At 62.7% G+C, this 16,863-nt stretch carries 14 protein-coding genes; 7 read left to right on the top strand and 7 right to left on the bottom strand.

Going from position 1 to position 16,863, the window contains the following annotated elements; genetic code table 11:
* Positions 1–411: 411 nt before the first annotated feature.
* The 6 genes from NKI38_RS23655 to NKI38_RS23630 all read right to left on the bottom strand — a co-directional run bounded on the left by NKI38_RS23655 (position 412) and on the right by NKI38_RS23630 (position 6,551).
* The gene (locus NKI38_RS23655) at positions 412–1,497 is read right to left on the bottom strand and encodes an ABC transporter ATP-binding protein (protein ID WP_352661381.1); all 1,086 of its coding nucleotides are present in this window, start codon (positions 1,495–1,497) and stop codon (positions 412–414) included.
* Positions 1,487–2,095, bottom strand: coding sequence for a cupin domain-containing protein (locus NKI38_RS23650; RefSeq protein ID WP_352661378.1), 609 nt, complete (start codon positions 2,093–2,095; stop codon positions 1,487–1,489). Before NKI38_RS23650 ends, NKI38_RS23655 begins: the two co-directional genes overlap by 11 nt.
* A gap of 266 nt (positions 2,096–2,361) precedes the next feature.
* Entirely contained in the window at positions 2,362–3,432 is a 1,071-nt protein-coding gene (locus NKI38_RS23645) for an ABC transporter substrate-binding protein (protein WP_352661375.1), read from the bottom strand.
* Complete coding sequence (locus NKI38_RS23640) at positions 3,417–4,283, bottom strand: ABC transporter permease (protein ID WP_352661372.1); 867 nt, start codon at positions 4,281–4,283, stop codon at positions 3,417–3,419. The genes NKI38_RS23645 and NKI38_RS23640 overlap by 16 nt, the downstream gene beginning before the upstream one ends.
* Positions 4,280–5,164, bottom strand: coding sequence for an ABC transporter permease (locus tag NKI38_RS23635; protein ID WP_352661370.1), 885 nt, complete (start codon positions 5,162–5,164; stop codon positions 4,280–4,282). Before NKI38_RS23635 ends, NKI38_RS23640 begins: the two co-directional genes overlap by 4 nt.
* Before the next feature lie 103 nt (positions 5,165–5,267).
* Positions 5,268–6,551, bottom strand: a complete 1,284-nt coding sequence (locus NKI38_RS23630; protein ID WP_352661368.1) for an NAD(P)/FAD-dependent oxidoreductase — start codon at positions 6,549–6,551, stop codon at positions 5,268–5,270.
* A 216-nt stretch (positions 6,552–6,767) separates the two neighbouring features.
* On the opposite strand from NKI38_RS23630, the gene NKI38_RS23625 reads away from it, so the two are divergent.
* The 5 genes from NKI38_RS23625 (at position 6,768) to NKI38_RS23605 (ending at position 12,235) form a co-directional block, all read left to right on the top strand.
* Positions 6,768–7,919: a fumarylacetoacetate hydrolase family protein gene (locus NKI38_RS23625; protein WP_352661366.1), complete on the top strand. Its 1,152-nt coding sequence runs from the start codon at positions 6,768–6,770 to the stop codon at positions 7,917–7,919.
* Between the two features lie 369 nt (positions 7,920–8,288).
* A complete protein-coding gene (locus NKI38_RS23620) occupies positions 8,289–9,224 on the top strand; it encodes a substrate-binding domain-containing protein (RefSeq protein ID WP_352626445.1) in 936 nt (311 codons plus the stop codon).
* Between the two features lie 119 nt (positions 9,225–9,343).
* The gene (locus NKI38_RS23615; RefSeq protein ID WP_352661363.1) at positions 9,344–10,330 is read left to right on the top strand and encodes an ABC transporter permease; all 987 of its coding nucleotides are present in this window, start codon (positions 9,344–9,346) and stop codon (positions 10,328–10,330) included.
* A gap of 3 nt (positions 10,331–10,333) precedes the next feature.
* Positions 10,334–11,125, top strand: a complete 792-nt coding sequence (locus NKI38_RS23610) for an ATP-binding cassette domain-containing protein (RefSeq protein ID WP_352626443.1) — start codon at positions 10,334–10,336, stop codon at positions 11,123–11,125.
* Positions 11,126–11,212: 87 nt separating this feature from the next.
* A complete protein-coding gene (locus NKI38_RS23605; protein WP_352661360.1) occupies positions 11,213–12,235 on the top strand; it encodes a LacI family DNA-binding transcriptional regulator in 1,023 nt (340 codons plus the stop codon).
* 340 nt (positions 12,236–12,575) lie between these two features.
* On the opposite strand, the gene NKI38_RS23600 is transcribed toward NKI38_RS23605, so the two are convergent.
* Complete coding sequence (locus NKI38_RS23600) at positions 12,576–13,166, bottom strand: TetR/AcrR family transcriptional regulator (RefSeq protein ID WP_352626440.1); 591 nt, start codon at positions 13,164–13,166, stop codon at positions 12,576–12,578.
* A 260-nt stretch (positions 13,167–13,426) separates the two neighbouring features.
* On the opposite strand from NKI38_RS23600, the gene NKI38_RS23595 reads away from it, so the two are divergent.
* The gene (locus NKI38_RS23595; protein WP_352626439.1) at positions 13,427–13,681 is read left to right on the top strand and encodes a hypothetical protein; all 255 of its coding nucleotides are present in this window, start codon (positions 13,427–13,429) and stop codon (positions 13,679–13,681) included.
* Entirely contained in the window at positions 13,675–16,851 is a 3,177-nt protein-coding gene (locus tag NKI38_RS23590; protein WP_352626437.1) for an efflux RND transporter permease subunit, read from the top strand. The genes NKI38_RS23595 and NKI38_RS23590 overlap by 7 nt, the downstream gene beginning before the upstream one ends.
* Positions 16,852–16,863 lie beyond the last annotated feature (12 nt).

Raw genomic sequence — 16,863 nt, 5'->3', positions numbered from 1 at the left:
ACCGACACGCCGCTCACTCGCTACAGCGCTACTAACGGCGCGCTCGTGAGCGGCTTCGCTACCGCCGAGCTACACCACCTGATGGGACACGACCGGCTAGGATGGCGAAGAAAAGTCGATCGTTGAAATGTCTCTCATACTCTTGCCATCGAAAAAAGGCCTGGCCATTCTTCCCGGTTCCGAATGCAGGTTGCCCACTCATAACTGATCTCGTCTGGCAAATCCGATCGAGAATACTAGAACAAAAAGGGAACATATCAAGCAAAAAATGATGCATCCGCTGACGCTCGGCGTGCTCATCTCCTGGCTGACGAACCGAGTATCTTCGAGCCTGCTGGTCTGCGAGAGACGACGGAAGACTGCCTTGAACACCGCCACGGCCTGTCGACATCGGCCTTAGAGATCAAGGAGCTAGCCCGGCAGCACGGGGCAGTTGGCGCCACGGCGCAGACTGATATGCGCCACGTCGCCGACGCTGAATTGAAAACCCTCGGCCTGGCGCGGCGCGTCGATGACAACAGGTGCGCCCTGCCCGAGTTCGGCATGCAGGCGCAGCGTGCGGCCGTGAAAGACGATGCTGTTGACGCGTGCCGGCGCCGTGCCGGCCGAGGCTTCGGTCGTCGCCAGGAGATCCTCCGGCCGCACGCCGACGGTGCGCATGGCCCCTTCATCGGGAGCATCGCCTGTTCCGGAGGTGGCTTCCAGTGGCAGAGCGCCGGCGGCGAATCGCAAGCGATCGCCGTCGCGGCCGATGAAACGCGACTGCAACAGGTTCATCGTGCCGATAAAACTGGCGACGAACGTGGTGGCGGGCCGGTCGTAAAGTGTGGCCGGCGGTGCGATCTGCTCAATGCGGCCCTTGTTCATGACGACGATGCGATCGGAGATCGACAGCGCTTCGGTCTGGTCGTGGGTGACCATGACGAAGGTGGTGCCAAGTCGCGATTGCAGCCGCTTCAATTCGACCTGCATCTGTTCGCGCAGATGCGCGTCGAGCGCCGACAGCGGCTCGTCGAGCAACAGCACGCGCGGCTCGCAGACGATGGCTCGAGCAAGTGCGACGCGCTGGCGCTGGCCACCCGACAGTTCGGAGACGCGGGCGCCGATCTTGTCGGCGAGGCCGACCATGTCGAGCGCTTCGCCGACGCGTTTTGCCTGTTGGCTGCCTGAAAGCTTGCGCAGCGACAGGCCGAAGCCGACATTTTCTTCAACGTTCATGTGCGGAAACAGCGCGTAATCCTGGAACACGGTGTTGACCGGCCGGTCGTAGGGCCGCAGCGTGGTGATGTCGCGGCCATCGAGCACCACCTTGCCGCTCGACGGGCTTTCGAAGCCGGCGATGACGCGCAGGCTGGTGGTCTTGCCGCATCCCGACGGCCCGAGCAGCGTGATGAACTCACCGCTGACAATATCGAGATCGACAGCGTCGAGCCCGACAATGCCGCCGGGAAAAACCTTCGACACCGCCTGCAGCCGCACAAGTGGATCAGGCGCCATCGCGAACCTCGGACGGTTTCGTGGTGTTGACCCAGAGGATTTGGCAGCGCTCGTTGCCCGGATTGCGGAAGGCGTGCAAAAGCGTGCTCTTGAAGGCAAAGCTGTCGCCGCCCTTCAGCACGTATTTCGTCGAATCCACCACCAGTTCGACCTCGCCCGACAGGACGACGCCGAATTCATGGCCGGCATGGGCATAGGCCTCGGCGGTGCCGCCGCCGGCTTCCACCGTCACCAGCATGCCGGTCAGAGTCGCGCCAGGCGGCGACAGCAGCGCCTTGGCAATGCCTTCCGATTTGACCGGGATCTGCCGCCGCTTGTCGGCCCGCACGCAATAGAGATCGTTGACAGCATCGTTACCGTCGGCGATCAGCGCCGACGGCTCGATGTCGAGGGCGGCGGCGAGCGGCCAGATCACCTTGACGCGCAGCGAGGACATGCCGCGCTCGATCTGGCTCAACGCACCGATCGACACGCCTGCCCTGGCGGCAAGATCGGCCAGCGACAGCCTGCGCTCGAGCCGCAGCGCCCGCACCCGCCGGCCGACCCGCACGTCGGCATCGTCCTTCGGCCTTTCAGCCGCTTCGTCCAGCATGTCCATTCATCCATCCTCGTTTGCCTTCCCTTCTCCCCTTGTGGGTGAGAAGCGATTCGCGCAGCGAACGAAAAGCCAATTGCTTGGCTTTTCGAGCTTCGAACGCCCTAAGCCTGCGAAGGGCCGGGCGTGGCTAGTCGATCCACCCTGCCGGGTCCCCGCTGCTTCGCAGCGTCCCGGCGTTCGCCGGCCTTTCATCGTGCCACTGGCACGATGAATTCGCCTACGCGAACCGGCTGCTCACCCCACAAGGGGAGAAGGCGGGCCTCAACTCAGCCGCCCGCCTTCACTTTCTCGAACATCTTGGCCAGCTCGTCGTTCTGTTTCATCGGGCCGGTGAAGATGGTGGTCTTCAGCATCACTTCCGGGTCGGACGGCAGTTGCAATTTTTCCAGTTCCTCCTTCGGCACGGTGGCGAAGGCGGAACTCAGCGAGCTGCCATAGCCATAGGCCTCGATCAGGTATTTACCCGAGTCGGCGTCCAGCCGGCTGTTGATGAAATCATAAGCAAGATCGACATTCTTGGCGTCCTTGAGCATGACGAAGCCGCAGGCCCAGGTCAGCATGCCTTCCCTGGGCTTCATGAACTCGACCGGCACGCCCTGCTTCTTCAGCGAGGTTGCAGACGCGTTCCAGGTCATGGCGGCGACCAGTTGGCCGCTGGCCAGCGCCTGTTCGACCGAGGTCATGTCGGTGGTGTAGTTGGAGAGCAGCGGACGCTGCTCGCGCAGCTTCTCGGCCACCTTGTCCATCTCAGCAGGCGTCATGTCGAACGGATTGACGCCGGCCAGCAGCGCGGCAACGATCGGCGTGTCGTGCACGGCGTCGATCGTCGCCATGCGGCCGGCATACTGCTTGTCCCACAGGAGATTCCAGCTCGCCTCCGGATTCTTCACCAGATCGGTGCGGTAGAGGATCGAGGTGTTGCCCCAGTCCCACGGCACCATCCAGACCTTGCCGTCACCGGCCTGCAGGTCGGGCAGGTTTTTGAACACCGGGAAGATCGAATCCCAGTTCTTGATGCGCTTGGTGTCGATCGGCTGCAGCAGGCCTTCCTTGTTCCAGCGCGCCACCTTGTCATAACAGGGATGCGCGATATCGGGGCGGAAGCCGGCCTTGACCTTGGTGAAGGCGTCGTCATCGTCACCGAAGATGGACGCCTCGACGCCGTCGGGGTGCGCGGCGAGGAAGCTCTTGTTGAAGTCGGGCAGTTCATAGCCCGACCAGGTGAAATATTGCAGCTTGTCACCGGCGAAAGCCACGGTCGACGACAGCGCCAGCGCGAACGCCGTCAATCCAGCGCAAACAGTCTTTGCAGAGATCGATTTCAGGTCGAATGCCATTGCAGTTCTCCTCTCTTGGTTTGTTTTGGTTGTGATGGATCGGCGGGCGCCGGTGCGGACAAGCCACGATGGCGCAAGATCTCGGCTGCTGCAGCGATGACGAAGGACACCGCCAGGATCGAGGTGCCCAGCGCCATGACCGTCGGCAGCGATCTGGGGAACCTGAGCTGGCTCCAGATGTAGAGCGGCAGCGTCGGCTCGGTGCCGGCCAGGAAGAAGACGACGATGAATTCGTCGAAGGAGATCAGGAAGGCCAGCATGAAGGCCGAGACGATGGCCGGCAGGCTGAGCGGCAGCATGACCCGCCGGAACGTCGTCCAGTCCGAAGCGCCGAGATCGAGAGCCGCCTCGCGAATGGTTTTAGGGATGGCGGCGAAGCGGCTGCGCATGATCACCACCGTCGTTGGCAGCGCCACCAATATGTGCCCGAGAACGATGGCGACGCGCGATGGCCCGAGGCCGATGAGATTGATGAGGATCAGCAGCGATATACCGACGATGACGCCGGGGATCAGGATCGGCAGCCGGGCGATGGCGCTGATGGTGGCGGCCACGGGCGAGCGGCCATAGAGGTCCATGTAGGACACGGTGATGCCGCACAGCGTCGCCCCCGTGGCGGCAATGGCACCGATGGCGAGGCTGTTCAGGAGCGCACCGGTCAGCGCCGAATTGCCGAACAAAGTCGCGTACCATTGCAAGGTGAAGCCTTGCAGCGGAAACGCTGCCTGGATCGAGTTGTTGAAGGAAAACAGCGGGATCAGCAGCACCGGCAGATAGAGAAAGACCAGATAGGCTATGACGTAGACGCCAAGCCAGCCGCCGTCTGCCTGCGTGCGCCGCCCCTTGCTCATGTGCGGCTGCCAAATCTGCGGTCGGCGAAGCGCGCGACCAGCACCACGCAGAGGATGACCAGCATGACGGCGACGGAGAGTGCGGCGCCAAACGGCCAATCATTGGCCTTGCCGAATTGCGCCTGGATCAGCGTGCCGATCATGGTGCTGGCCGGACCGCCTACCAGAGCCGGCGTGACATAGTCGCCGACCGTCGGCACGAAGACGACAAGGGCTGCCGCCAGCACGCCCGGCATCGAATTGGGCAGCACGACACGGCGGAAAGAGGTGAATGGCCGCGCGCCAAGATCGGAAGCGGCCTCGATCAGCGATTTCGGGATGGTGTCCAGCGCCACGTAAATCGGCAGGATGGCGAAGGGCGCGTAGGCGTGCGCCAGCGTGACGACGACAGCGGCCGGCGTGTTGAGAAAGGCCAATGTCGGCTCGGACCAGGTGCCGCTTTCGATCAGCGCCGAGTTCAGCACGCCATTATAGGCGAGCACGATCTTCCAAGCGAAGACGCGCAAGAGATAGCTGGTCCAGAACGGCAGCGTCACCAGGAACAGCAGCAGGCCGCGCCGCCGGCCGGCGTGGAAGGCGAGATAGTAGGCGACGGGATAGGCGGTGATGACCGTGGCCAGCGTGACCAGGCCGGCAATGATCAGCGAGCGCAGTGTGACCGTCCAGTACAGCGGATCGGACACCACGGTGACAAAATTCGCCAAGGTGAAACCGGCGCCGAGCAGCGACCCGTCATTGCCGCGAAAGGCGAGGAAAAGCACCAGGCCGAGGGCAAACAGGATCAGCAGGAAGGTGACAAGCGCGCCCGGCAGCAGCATGGCGACCCGGAAGCCCGATGACGACCGGGCCTCTAGCGCTGGTGCTGCAACGATGGTCGACATCGACCTGCCTGCCGAATTTTGAAATTGGCTTAGAGTTTTTCATATTTATGAAACTGTCAAGCGGAATCCCCTACCGGAACGCCATTGACATGAATTGCTTTGGTCAGCGCTCCAGCGCATCGAGCAGGCGATACCAGGCGATGGTCGCGGCGACGCCGACCTGCCGGAAGGCGTGGAACGGGATCGGCCGGATTGGCGAGATCGGGAACGGCAATTGCCTCGCATCGCCACTTTGGAGATAGCCGGCGATGCGCTCTCCAAGCGCTGTCATCAGGCCGACACCACGGCCCTGACAACCGACCACGGCCAGCAGGCCTTGCTCGGGTTCGTGGATGTGCGGCAGATGGTCCGGCGTCATCGCCACCCGGCCGAACCAGCGCTTCTCGATGGCGATGTCGGACAGCATGGGATAGAGCCGCCGCAGTGCCCGCTCGAGATGTGCCCAGTCGCCTTCGCTGGTCGGCAGCGCCATGCGCCCGCGCCCGCCAAGCACCAGCCGGCCGTCGGCGCTCTTGCGATAATAGACGAGGATACGCCTGGAGTCCGACACCGCCTGTCCTTCCGGCAGGATCGTGGCCGCCAGATTGGGCGACAGCGGCGCTGTGGCGATCTGAAAGGAATGCAACGGCACGATCGTCTCGGCGAGACCGGGGATCAGACCGTCCGTATAGGCATTGGTCGCCAGCACGACCGCCTTTGCCTGCAATTGCACACCGTTCTCGGTTGAGATCCGCCAAACGCCGGCGATCTTCTTCAACCGGACCACCTTCTGGTGTTCGGCGATTTTCGCGCCCGCAGCCGCGGCAATTCGTGCCAGTTCCGACGTGTAAGCAAGCGGATCGATGACACCGGCGCGGCGATCGAGCCAGCCGCCGAGATAACCCTGTGCGCCGGTTTTGGCTGCGATCTCCGCCGCGCTCAGAAGTTGGACATCGGCGCCGCGCGCTCGCCATTGCCGGTCACGGTTTGCCGCCGCCTTCAGCGCGACCTCGGTGTGCGCCGCCTGGATCCACCCCTTGCGAACAAAGGGGACCGCCAGCTTTTCGTCGCGGATCAGCTCGAAGACCGCATCGGCGGTCGAAGCGGCGAAGTTGAGAAGCGTCTCGCCGCGCTCCGGGCCAAAATGCTCCAGCAGCCATTCAGGATCATATTTCAGGCCGGGAATGACCTGTCCGCCATTGAGCCCCGATGCGCCCTGACCGATTTCGTTGGCGTCCAGCACCTGCACGGACAGGCCAAGCCGGGCAGCATGCAATGCGGTCGACAGGCCCATGATGCCGCCGCCGACAACCACGACATCGACACGATCACCGCTGGGAAAAAGCGATCGAAACCCGGAATCTGACTGCGGTTTGCGCCAGATCGGATCGGAGAATGGTGCGGGCAAAGGGTCACCTGGATGCGTTGCGGGTCGGTGAAAATTGTAGTGACGATTTCATATTTTTGAAAGAGCACTTCAGTTGTCGTCTGTGAACCCGACAGATGATCAGAAGCTGGAATCTCGATCGCCAGCGACGGGATAGACCTTTGAAGGGAATCCGGTGAAAGTGCCGCGCCGATCCAGCCAGCCGCATTTGTCGATCATTTCAGAGGACCGAACGCCATGACGAACCAGACGCACCTGCCCACTGAGGGCCTCTTTGTCGGCCGCGCCAGCAGTGCCTCGCATCCGCTGGTGGTCACGGTGCGCGACGGCACGGTCTTCGACATCACGTCGCCCACAGCGCCAACCATGCGCGATCTTTGCGAGCTGGACGACCCGGCAGGGCACGTCCGCTCGGCCAAGGGCAAACCGATCGGGTCGCTCGACGACATCGCCGCCAACAGTTTTGAAACCAAGCGCGATCCGGCAAAGCCGTATTTGCTGTCCCCAGTCGACCTGCAGGCAGTAAAAGCCTCGGGCGTCACCTTTGTCGTCAGCCTGCTGGAACGGGTGATCGAGGAACAGGCGCGCGGGTCGGCGGAGAAGGCGGACGCCATCCGCGCCGACATTGCCGGACTGATCGGCCACGATCTATCGAAGCTGAAGCCCGGTTCGCCCGAAGCGATGGAGATCAAGGCCAAGCTCATCGCGCGCGGCGCCTGGTCGCAATATCTGGAAGTGGGCATAGGCCCCGATGCCGAGATCTTCACCAAGTGCCAGCCGATGGCCTCGGTCGGCTTCGGCGCCGATGTCGGCCTGCACCCGGTGTCGACCTGGAACAATCCGGAGCCCGAGATCGCCATGATCGCCGCCAGCAGCGGCAGGATCGTCGGCGCCACCATCGGCAACGACGTCAATCTGCGTGACGTCGAAGGGCGTTCGGCGCTGCTGCTCGGCAAGGCGAAGGACAACAATGCCTCGGCCGCACTCGGTCCCTTCATCCGCCTGTTCGACGACAAATTCTCGATCGACGACGTCAAGCGGGCCGTCGTGCGCCTGAAGGTCGAGGGCGAGGATGGGTTCTCGCTGGAGGGAGCGAGTTCGATGGCCGAGATCAGCCGCTCGCCGGAAGAGCTGGTGGCCGCCGCCATGGGGCCGCACCATCAGTATCCGGACGGGCTGGCGCTCTATCTCGGCACCATGTTCGTGCCGTCGAAGGATCGCGGCGAAAAGGGCAAGGGCTTTACCCACAAGGTCGGCGACATCGTCACCATCTCGTCGGAAAAATTTGGTGCGCTGATCAACCGGGTGCGGCTGTCGCCCGATTGCCCGCACTGGACCTACGGCGCCAGCCATCTGATGCGGGAACTGGCGAAGGCCGATCTTATCTAGCATCTTGGTACCCCAGCCAGGGTGCGGTTGTTGACGCTGGTCCGGATAGATTTGGGGTGGCCGCCGGCGTCATCCATATCGGCGATGGTAGCGCTATCGCGGCCCGAGGCAAACAGGACTATCCGCTCGGCTAAGTCTCGACACCAATTATCCGACAGTCGGAAAATCACCTCAACTGATGCAATCTGATGGGACCGTTGATGGCGTCCCGTCAGGCGCCAACTACATCTGCAGATGGAGGCTTGCCATCCGTCGAAAAAGGGAATGCTCTGACGCATCCAACCGGCGCTGGCAAAAGACGCAATCCGGCTGTCGCCGGAATACAAGGACGGATTGAGAACTGACCATCTACAAACGGGAGGAAATCAAATGCTGACACGGCTAAGACTTGTTCTATACGGCCTGTTGGTGGCGCTGACGATTGTTCCGGCAGCGGCACAGGCCAAGACGTTCTACTGGATTTCACATGGTGGCCCGGCCGATCCGGTCTGGACCTACTTCCTCGCCGGCGCCAAGCAATGGGCCAAGGACACCGGCAACACCGTCAACACCTCGTTCCACAATGGCGACGTTGCCTCGCAGCAGGAAGCTGTGCGCGCAGCCCTCTCCGCCAAGGCCGACGGTATCGTCACGACCAGCCCCGATCCGGGCAGCCTGATCGAGATCGCCAAGGAAGCGAACACCGCCAAGATTCCGATCATCAATTTCAACACGCCAGATCCCAAGGCGAGCTTCAACGCCTATGTCGGCGGCGACAATGTCACCTTCGGCAAGCACTGGGCGCAGTATCTGGTCGACAAGGGCCTGGTGAAGAAGGGCGACTTCGTCTGGATGCCGGTCGAGATCCCGGGCGCCACCTATGGCGTGCAGGAAGAAGAAGGCATCAAGAGCGTCTTCGAGCCGCTCGGCATCACCTATGAAATCACCGAAGCGACGCTCGACCAGGCCGAAGCCATCAACCGCATGGTCGATTACCTCACCGCCAACAAGGCCAAGGTCAAGGCGATCATCGGTCTCGGCGATCTCGTCACCGGCTCGATCAAGCGGGTGTTCGACCAGGCCGGCATCAAGCCGGGCGAAATCCCGGTGGTCGGCTGGGGCAACTCGCTCGACACCACCCAGGAAGTGCTGAACGGCTACGTCAATGCCGGCCAGTGGCAGGACCCGCAGGCGACCAGCTATGTCGCGCTTTCGCTGGCCAATATGGCCGCCAGCGGCATTCCTCCGGGCTTCAACGTGATCACCGGCGCGCTCTACGAAAAGGACACCGCGCAGGTCTACGACGACATCCTGTCCGGCAAATAAGATCCCAGCCTCAACAGTTGCGGCCGCCCCCGGCGGTCGCGACTGACGTTCCATTTTCGCCGAGCCTTCGCACGCTAATGTGCAAGGCTCAGCCTTTCCACTCATGTAGCGGGTTGCTCGTGGAAAATCGTTCGCTCATCCAACACCTGGTCGCGCGGCCTGAATTCGGCCCCTTCGTGCTGCTCGTCGTCGAGATCGCCGTTTTCTGGGGCCTCAATCACGATTTCCTGTCGCCGCAGAACATCTCCAACACGCTGGCCTTCACGGTTGAACTCGGCCTGATCGCGCTGGCGATGACGCTGCTGATGACGTCTGGCGAATTCGACCTTTCGGTCGGCTCGCTGTTCGGTTTCTCGCCGGTGCTGATGTGGACGCTGTTCAACAGCGGCCTGACATCGCTGGAAGTCGGCTTTGTCGTCGCACTGCTGGTCGCCGCCTTCATCGGGCTGGTCAACGGCTGGTTCGTGACGAAACTCAAGATCCCGTCCTTCCTGGTGACGCTCGGCATGCTGCTGGTGGTGCGCGGCACCGCCTTGTTCATCACTGATGGTTTTCCGCAGCGCACCTGGAGCGCCGAAGGCAGCTGGCTGGCGGAGGCGCTGGTCGGCGACTTCTTCATCGGGTCGTTCCGCATCTACATGTCGCTGTTCTGGTTCATCGCTGCGGCAATAGCGCTCGGCTATGTCCTGACACAGAGCCGGACCGGCAACTGGATCCAGGCGGCTGGCGGCAATCCCAATGCGGCACGCGCCCGCGGCGTCAATGTCAGCGGCGTGAAGATCGGGCTGTTCGTGCTGTCATCGGTCATGGCCTCGCTCGCCGGCGTCATCTCTTCGTTACGCACCTCGGCGGCCAATCCCAACAGCGGCACCGGCTATGAGCTGGAGGTCATCGCCATGGTGGTGATCGGCGGCACGGCACTGACCGGCGGGCGCGGCACCATTATCGGCACCGTGCTCGGCATCCTGATCCTGCGCGTGATGCGCAACGGCATCGTACTGATCGGCGTGCCCGGCCTTGCCTATAACATCTTCATCGGCGCGATCATCCTTGGCATGATGGCGCTCCATTCATGGCTGGAACGCCGGCATCAGGCAGGGACTTGAACCATGGCCGAGCCACTGATCCGCATGCAGAACATCCGCAAGTCCTATGGCCGCGTGCAGGCGCTGGTGGATGCCAATTTCCATGTCAACGAACGGGAGATCGTCGGCCTGCTCGGCGACAACGGCGCCGGCAAGTCGACGCTGATCAAGGTGCTTTCGGGGGCTGTGCCGCTGACCAGCGGCGACATCTTCATCCGCGGCAAGAAGGTGAATTTGCGCCACACCAGCGACGCTATCGCCCAGGGCATCGAAACGATCTACCAGGATTCGGCACTGGTCACGCAATTGTCCATTGCCCGCAATTTGTTCCTGGGGCGCGAGCCGATCAAGCCGCCGCGCTTCCTCAACCGGATGGACCAGGACGCCATGAACGTGGTCGCCCGCGACCTGCTCAAGCAGGTCGGCATCTCCAAGAACATCCCGCCGACGACGCCGATCGGCTCGCTGTCGGGCGGCGAGCGCCAAGCGGTGGCGATCGCGCGCGCCATGCATTTCGACAGCGACCTGATCATCCTCGACGAGCCGACCAACAACCTCGGCGTCGCCGAGACGCAAGGCGTGCTGAGCTTCGTGCGCAACGCCCGCGATTCCGGTCACTCCTGCATTTTCATCGCCCATAACATCCACCATGTCTTCCAGGTGGTCGACCGCATCGTCGTCATGCGCCGGGGCAAGGTGGTCGCCGACGATATCGACCCGAAGAAGACCAGCGTGGCGGAAGTCGAACGGATCATCACCGGCATGTCGGACAAGGAAATCCGCGATGCCATCGCCGATGGTAAGCCATCGCACTGACTATCGCGTGATGGGCGGCAATCATCCGTCACCTCAGATCGCATCGTCCGTCTGGCGCGGCATCGTATCGGCGCATAGGTTTGCGGCATGAAAGCCACCGTCTCGGATATCGCCCGCAACTGCGGGCTGTCGACCGCAACGGTCGACAGGGTGCTCAACAACCGGCCGGGTGCGAGTGCCGCCAACCGGCAGCGCGTCATGGAGGCGGCCAAGCAGCTCGGCTATTTGCCGGTCGCCGATCAGGTGACGCTGCCGTCGCGGCCCGCCCACCTCGAATTCCTGCTGCCGATCGGCAGCAATGCCTTCATGCGCGATCTCGCCGGGCATATCGAGGACTACGCCGCGCGCCTGCCGCTTGTCGCCTCGTGCCGGATCCACAACCTCGCCGGCATCTCGCCGAACGCGCTGCAGACTGCCGTCGAAAATCTCTCACTCAGGGCCAATGGCGTCGGTGTCATCGCTGTCGATCATCCGCGTACGCGCAACATCCTGCGCGACATCGTCGACGCGGGCATGCGCCTGGTGACGCTGGTGTCGGACGTTCCGGCGGCCCCGCGCTCGGCCTATGTCGGCATCGACAACCGGGTGGCCGGTCGAACGGCGGCGCTGTTGATGGGACGCTTCCTTGGCGACCGCACCGGCCATCTGGCGATGGTCGTCGGCTCGCGGTCCTATCGCGGCCACGAGGAACGCGAAATGGGTTTCCGCTCGGTGCTCAATGAAGAGTTTCCCAACCTGACCATCAGCAGCGCCGTCGAGATCAACGACGAGCCTGATGTCAGCTATGCCGAGACCATGAAGGCGCTGCACAACGAGCCGGAACTGCTCGGCATCTATTGCGTCGGAGCCGGACACTCGGGCGTTGCAAAGGCCATCCGGGAAGCCAGGCCGAACCGCAAGCCGGTGTTCATCTGCCACGACCTCACCAAGGACACTCGCGGCCATCTCGTTGACGACCTGCTCGATGTCGTCATCGACCAGAATGCCAGGCTGATCGCGGAACAGTCGGTCATTCGCCTGCTCGGCTCGATTGCATCCTCGGCGCCCTATCTGACGCGGAAGTTCATCGAACCGAGACTGATCTTCAGGGAAAACGTGCCGGTGCAGTAAGGCGGAGCGGCTTGGTAAGAGCCTATTTCCGGATTTGTATGATAATTGACACGGCAAATCTGCACAGCAGCTATGCAGGATTCATGATTGCCGAATCATTGGGCAAATCGTAGGTTCTGGTTGTCGGCCATCTACTCCTCCCAGATGCGATGCCGACGCTGAGTGGGGTGCACCTCCTCCCGCGCCACATTCGAAATCGAGCCCGCTGCCACCTCCTCCCGGCAGCGGGCTTTTTTCGTTCTGGCGACGGTTGCAACATTGCTCACGTCAAAAGACGCGAGACATCGTTCGCTCTCGGTCGCAAGATTGAATAAAGGCCATCAGCTGCCGCAGTAAAACTTCAGCCGGCGGCGGTGCCCCTGAAGGAGACGATCAGCCCTTCCGCCATGCGGACGAACTGCGCGCTCGGGCCTTCCGTGCCGACGCTCTGAACACTAACACGAGCGCCTTCAAGCAGAAGCGACAGCGTGTCGGCAAGCAGCTCGGCCTGGCCGATGCCGGCATCCCTGCATAGCGTCACGAGGCGATCGCGCTGAGCTTCCTTGAGTTCCTTGATCACGCGCCTGGCCGGATGATCGGTCTCACTGAGTTCGACGGCGGCATTGGCCATATCGCAGCCGCGGCCATCCGCCCTGAGCATATCGGCGGCGACCCGGACCCAGGCATGCAGTTGTGCCAGCTTGTCGCCAGGGTGCTCGGTTTCAAACTTTTCCCACATTGCACCAGCCTTGCAGGCGGTGGCGCGCAGGCATTGGATGATGAGGTCGTCCTTTGAATCGAAATGACGATAGAGCGTCATCTTGTTGGTTCCGGCGGCCTCAGTGATCGCGTCGATGCCGACGCCCTTAATGCCATGCTTGTGAAACATGTCCTGCGCCGTCTCCAGGATCCTGTCCCGGGGGCGAGCGCGCTCCACAGTGCCGTCTTCCATCAAAACCTCCTCGGTTTCCCAAAAATCCCTCGGTACGCCTCTTGACTAGGGTGTTACCGGTCTGTAACGTCACGAATGTTACTTACTGGTAACACCTATGTCGTCTTTCGTCAATCACAAGGCCGTGAACTGGTCCTACCAGATCAAAACAGCCCAGATCGAGACAGGCGAAAAATTGCAGATCATGCGGCCTCGGCCGGTGAAGAGATGAAAACGGTTCGCGAGCATGGGCTGCGAATCGACAGACAAGGAGCCGGCCAATGCCACAGCGCCGCGATCTTACCATAGATGAAGCCGTCCGGGATCCGATGATCCGGCTGGTCATGAAAGCCGATGGCGTCGACCCGCGCGCCTTCGAGACGATGCTGCGCTCGCTCGCCGATGCGCAGCGCCGCGAGGTGCCGTTGCTGCGCTCTCTGGAGGAACGCAGTGACGGGCGCGGCCAAAGGCTGTCCAGGGTTGCCAGCGCCTTCGGGCGGGCAAGAGCAGTCGGAGAGGCGTGCGTGTCGTGGTAAACTTTTTCATCCATCGTCCGATCTTCGCCTCGGCGATCGCCATCATCATGGTGCTCGCCGGGACGATTTGTTATTTCCTGCTGCCCGTTTCGCAGTTTCCCGACATCACCCCGCCACAGGTCGTGGTCAGCGCCCACTATCCGGGCGCCAGCGCGCAGGTGGTCGCAGACACGGTGACGACGCCGCTGGAGCAGCAGATCAACGGCGTGCAAGGCATGACCTACATGTCGTCGACGAGTTCCAATGACGGCTCCTCGACCATCACCATCACCTTCGATGTCGGTTATTCGCTCAGCACTGCCGCCGTCGACGTCCAGAACCGCGTCTCGCAGGCTGCGTCGTCGCTGCCGGCGATCGTCAACCAGGGCGGCGTGACGATCAAGAAGCAGAATCCGAACTTCGTCCTCATCGTCAACCTAACCTCGCCCGACAGTTCGGTCGATCCGGTGGCGCTGAGCAATCTTGCCTATCTGCAGGTGGTCGATCCGCTGAAGCGGTTGCCCGGCGTCGGCGACGTGCAGATCTTCGGTGAGCGGCGCTATTCGATGCGCGTCTGGCTCGATCCCGACAAGCTCGCCAATCTCGGCATCACCGCGGTCGATGTCCAAAACGCCATCTCCGAGCAAAATGTTCAGGTGGCGGCCGGCAAGATCGGCCAGTCGCCGGCCCCGGCCGGCACCGCCTTCGAGATGCAGGTCAACGCTATAGGCCGCTTGAGCGATCCCAAGGAATTCGGCGATATCGTGGTGCGCGCCAACACGGACACCGGCTCGCTGGTGCGGCTGCGCGACGTCGCCCGCATCGAACTCGGCGCGCTGCAATATTCGTCGTCGGCCTTCTTCGGCAAGGACCCGACCGTGGTGCTCGCCGTCTATCAGATGCCCGGCTCCAACGCGCTCGATCTGCAGCAGCGCGTCAAGGACAAGATGCAGGAGCTTTCGGGCCGTTTCCCGAAGGGCGTCTCCTATGCGATGCACTACGACACGACGCGTTTCGTCTCGGCGTCGATGCATGACGTGCTGATCACGCTTGGCGAAGCGCTGGTGCTGGTCGTCGCCGTGGTGTTCATCTTCCTGCAAAGCTGGCGCACGACGATCATCCCGACCATCGCCATTCCGGTGTCGCTGGTGGCGACGCTGGTCGTTATGGAGATGCTCGGTTTCTCGCTCAACATGCTCTCCCTGCTCGGCATGGTGCTGGCGATCGGCCTGGTCGTCGACGACGCCATCGTCGTGGTCGAGAATGTCGAGCGACAGTTGGAGGCCGGGCTCAAGCCGCTGGCGGCGACAAAGGCCGCGATGGCCGAAGTCACCGGTCCGATCATCGCCACGACAGCCGTTCTGATGGCGGTGTTCGTGCCGGTCGCTTTCATCCCCGGCGTCTCCGGCAAGCTTTACAATCAGTTCGCGCTGACAGTGGCGATCTCCGTCGGCATCTCCGCCTTCAACTCGCTGACGCTCAGCCCCGCGCTCAGTGCCGCCTTCCTGCGGCATCGCGGGTCGACGCAGTTCGTGCTGTTCCGCTGGTTCAACACAGGCTTCGACAGGCTGTCGCATGCCTATGCGAATGGCGTGCGCATCCTCATCCGCTTGCGCTGGATCATGCTCGGCCTGTTCGCTGCCGGACTGGTCGCCACCTACTTCGTCTGGCAGCGACTGCCCTCGACCTTCCTTCCGGTCGAGGACCAGGGCTATTTCTTCGTCGTCATCCAGTTGCCCGACGGCGCTTCGCTGGAGCGCACCGACGCGGTGGCGCAGAAGGCGCGCGACATTCTGCAGGCGACACCCGGCGTCGATATCGTCGGCTCGATCAGCGGCCTGAACTTCCTGACCAGTGCCGCGCAGTCGAATTCGGCGGTCGAATTCGCCATCCTGAAGCCATGGGAGGAACGCGGTCCAGACCAGAGCGCCTCGAAGCTCGTCGCCGACGTACGCGGCAAGCTGATGCAGATCCCGGAAGCCTTCGCGCTGAGCTTCGATCCGCCGTCGATCCCCGGCATAGGCACGACGGGCGGCTTCGAATTCGTCGTCGAGGACCTCACCGGCCGCGGCAGTTCAGCCCTCAACGACGCGACGCAAGCCGTGATCGCCGAGGCGCGCAAGCAGCCGGAAATCAATCCGCAACAGCTGTTCTCGCCGTTCTCGACCTCGACGCCGCAGTTCAACTACGACCTAGACCGCAGCAAGGCCAAGCTGCTCGGCCTCAACCTGCCCGATGTGTTCAGCACGCTGCAGATCTACCTCGGCTCGCTCTACGTGAACGATTTCAACCTGTTCGGCCGCACCTTCCGTGTGACCATCCAGGCTGACAAGGATGCACGTGCGGGTGCCGCCGACATTTCGCGGCTCTATGTGCGCAATGCCTCCGGCGGCATGGTGCCGCTCAGCACGCTGGGCAAACTCGTGCCCTTCGTCGGTCCGGAAACGGTACCGCACTACAACAACAACGCCTCGGCCTCGATCAATGGCGGCGCCGCACCCGGCTTCTCCTCGGGCCAGGCGGTCGCCGCGATGGAACGGGCCGCCGCCACCGCACTGCCCAGGGATTTCGGTTTCGAATGGACCGGCATCACCTTCCAGGAACTCAAGGCAGGATCGATTGCGTCCGTCGTCTTCGGCCTCGCCATCGTCTTCGTCTTCCTGATCCTGGCGGCGCAGTATGAGAGCTGGGCGATGCCGTTCATGGTGCTGCTGGCGGTGCCGCTCGCTCTGTTCGGCGCGTTCGTGGTGCTGTGGATGCGCGGCATGCAGATCGACGTCTACTCGCAGATCGGCTTCGTTATGCTGATCGGCCTGGCGGCGAAGAACGCGATCCTGATCGTCGAGTTCGCCCGGCGACGGCGCGAGGAAGGCTTGAGCATTGTCGAGGCGGCGATGGAAGCCGCACGGCTGCGGCTGCGGCCGATCCTGATGACGGCCTTCGCCTTCATCCTCGGCGTGCTGCCGCTGATGTTCGCGACGGGCGCCGGTGCTGCAAGCCGGCAGTCGATCGGCACCACCGTGTTCGGCGGCATGGTCGCGGCGACCATACTGTCGCTGGTGTTCGTGCCGGTCTTCTACGCGGTCATCGAACAGCTGCGCGAACGCCGCGGCAATGACGAGCCCGCCTCTCAAGACAATGAACCAACGACCAAGCCCGCCTTCCCGCCCCTGGCGGAAGCGGCCGAATAAGATTGGAGACTG

It is taken from the genome of Mesorhizobium sp. M0621, from assembly GCF_040320745.1.
Taxonomy (GTDB): domain Bacteria; phylum Pseudomonadota; class Alphaproteobacteria; order Rhizobiales; family Rhizobiaceae; genus Mesorhizobium.
This window is presented reverse-complemented; position numbering and strand designations above follow the sequence as displayed.

What these genes read in the sequence shown, in the direction of transcription:
- NKI38_RS23655 (WP_352661381.1), bottom strand. Translation starts at nt 1,497, where the DNA reads ATGGCGCCTGATCCACTTGTGCGGCTGCAGGCGGTGTCGAAGGTTTTT.
- NKI38_RS23650 (WP_352661378.1), bottom strand. Translation starts at nt 2,095, where the DNA reads ATGGACATGCTGGACGAAGCGGCTGAAAGGCCGAAGGACGATGCCGAC.
- NKI38_RS23645 (WP_352661375.1), bottom strand. Translation starts at nt 3,432, where the DNA reads ATGGCATTCGACCTGAAATCGATCTCTGCAAAGACTGTTTGCGCTGGA.
- NKI38_RS23640 (WP_352661372.1), bottom strand. Translation starts at nt 4,283, where the DNA reads ATGAGCAAGGGGCGGCGCACGCAGGCAGACGGCGGCTGGCTTGGCGTC.
- NKI38_RS23635 (WP_352661370.1), bottom strand. Translation starts at nt 5,164, where the DNA reads ATGTCGACCATCGTTGCAGCACCAGCGCTAGAGGCCCGGTCGTCATCG.
- NKI38_RS23625 (WP_352661366.1), top strand. Translation starts at nt 6,768, where the DNA reads ATGACGAACCAGACGCACCTGCCCACTGAGGGCCTCTTTGTCGGCCGC.
- NKI38_RS23620 (WP_352626445.1), top strand. Translation starts at nt 8,289, where the DNA reads ATGCTGACACGGCTAAGACTTGTTCTATACGGCCTGTTGGTGGCGCTG.
- NKI38_RS23610 (WP_352626443.1), top strand. Translation starts at nt 10,334, where the DNA reads ATGGCCGAGCCACTGATCCGCATGCAGAACATCCGCAAGTCCTATGGC.
- NKI38_RS23605 (WP_352661360.1), top strand. Translation starts at nt 11,213, where the DNA reads ATGAAAGCCACCGTCTCGGATATCGCCCGCAACTGCGGGCTGTCGACC.
- NKI38_RS23600 (WP_352626440.1), bottom strand. Translation starts at nt 13,166, where the DNA reads ATGGAAGACGGCACTGTGGAGCGCGCTCGCCCCCGGGACAGGATCCTG.
- NKI38_RS23595 (WP_352626439.1), top strand. Translation starts at nt 13,427, where the DNA reads ATGCCACAGCGCCGCGATCTTACCATAGATGAAGCCGTCCGGGATCCG.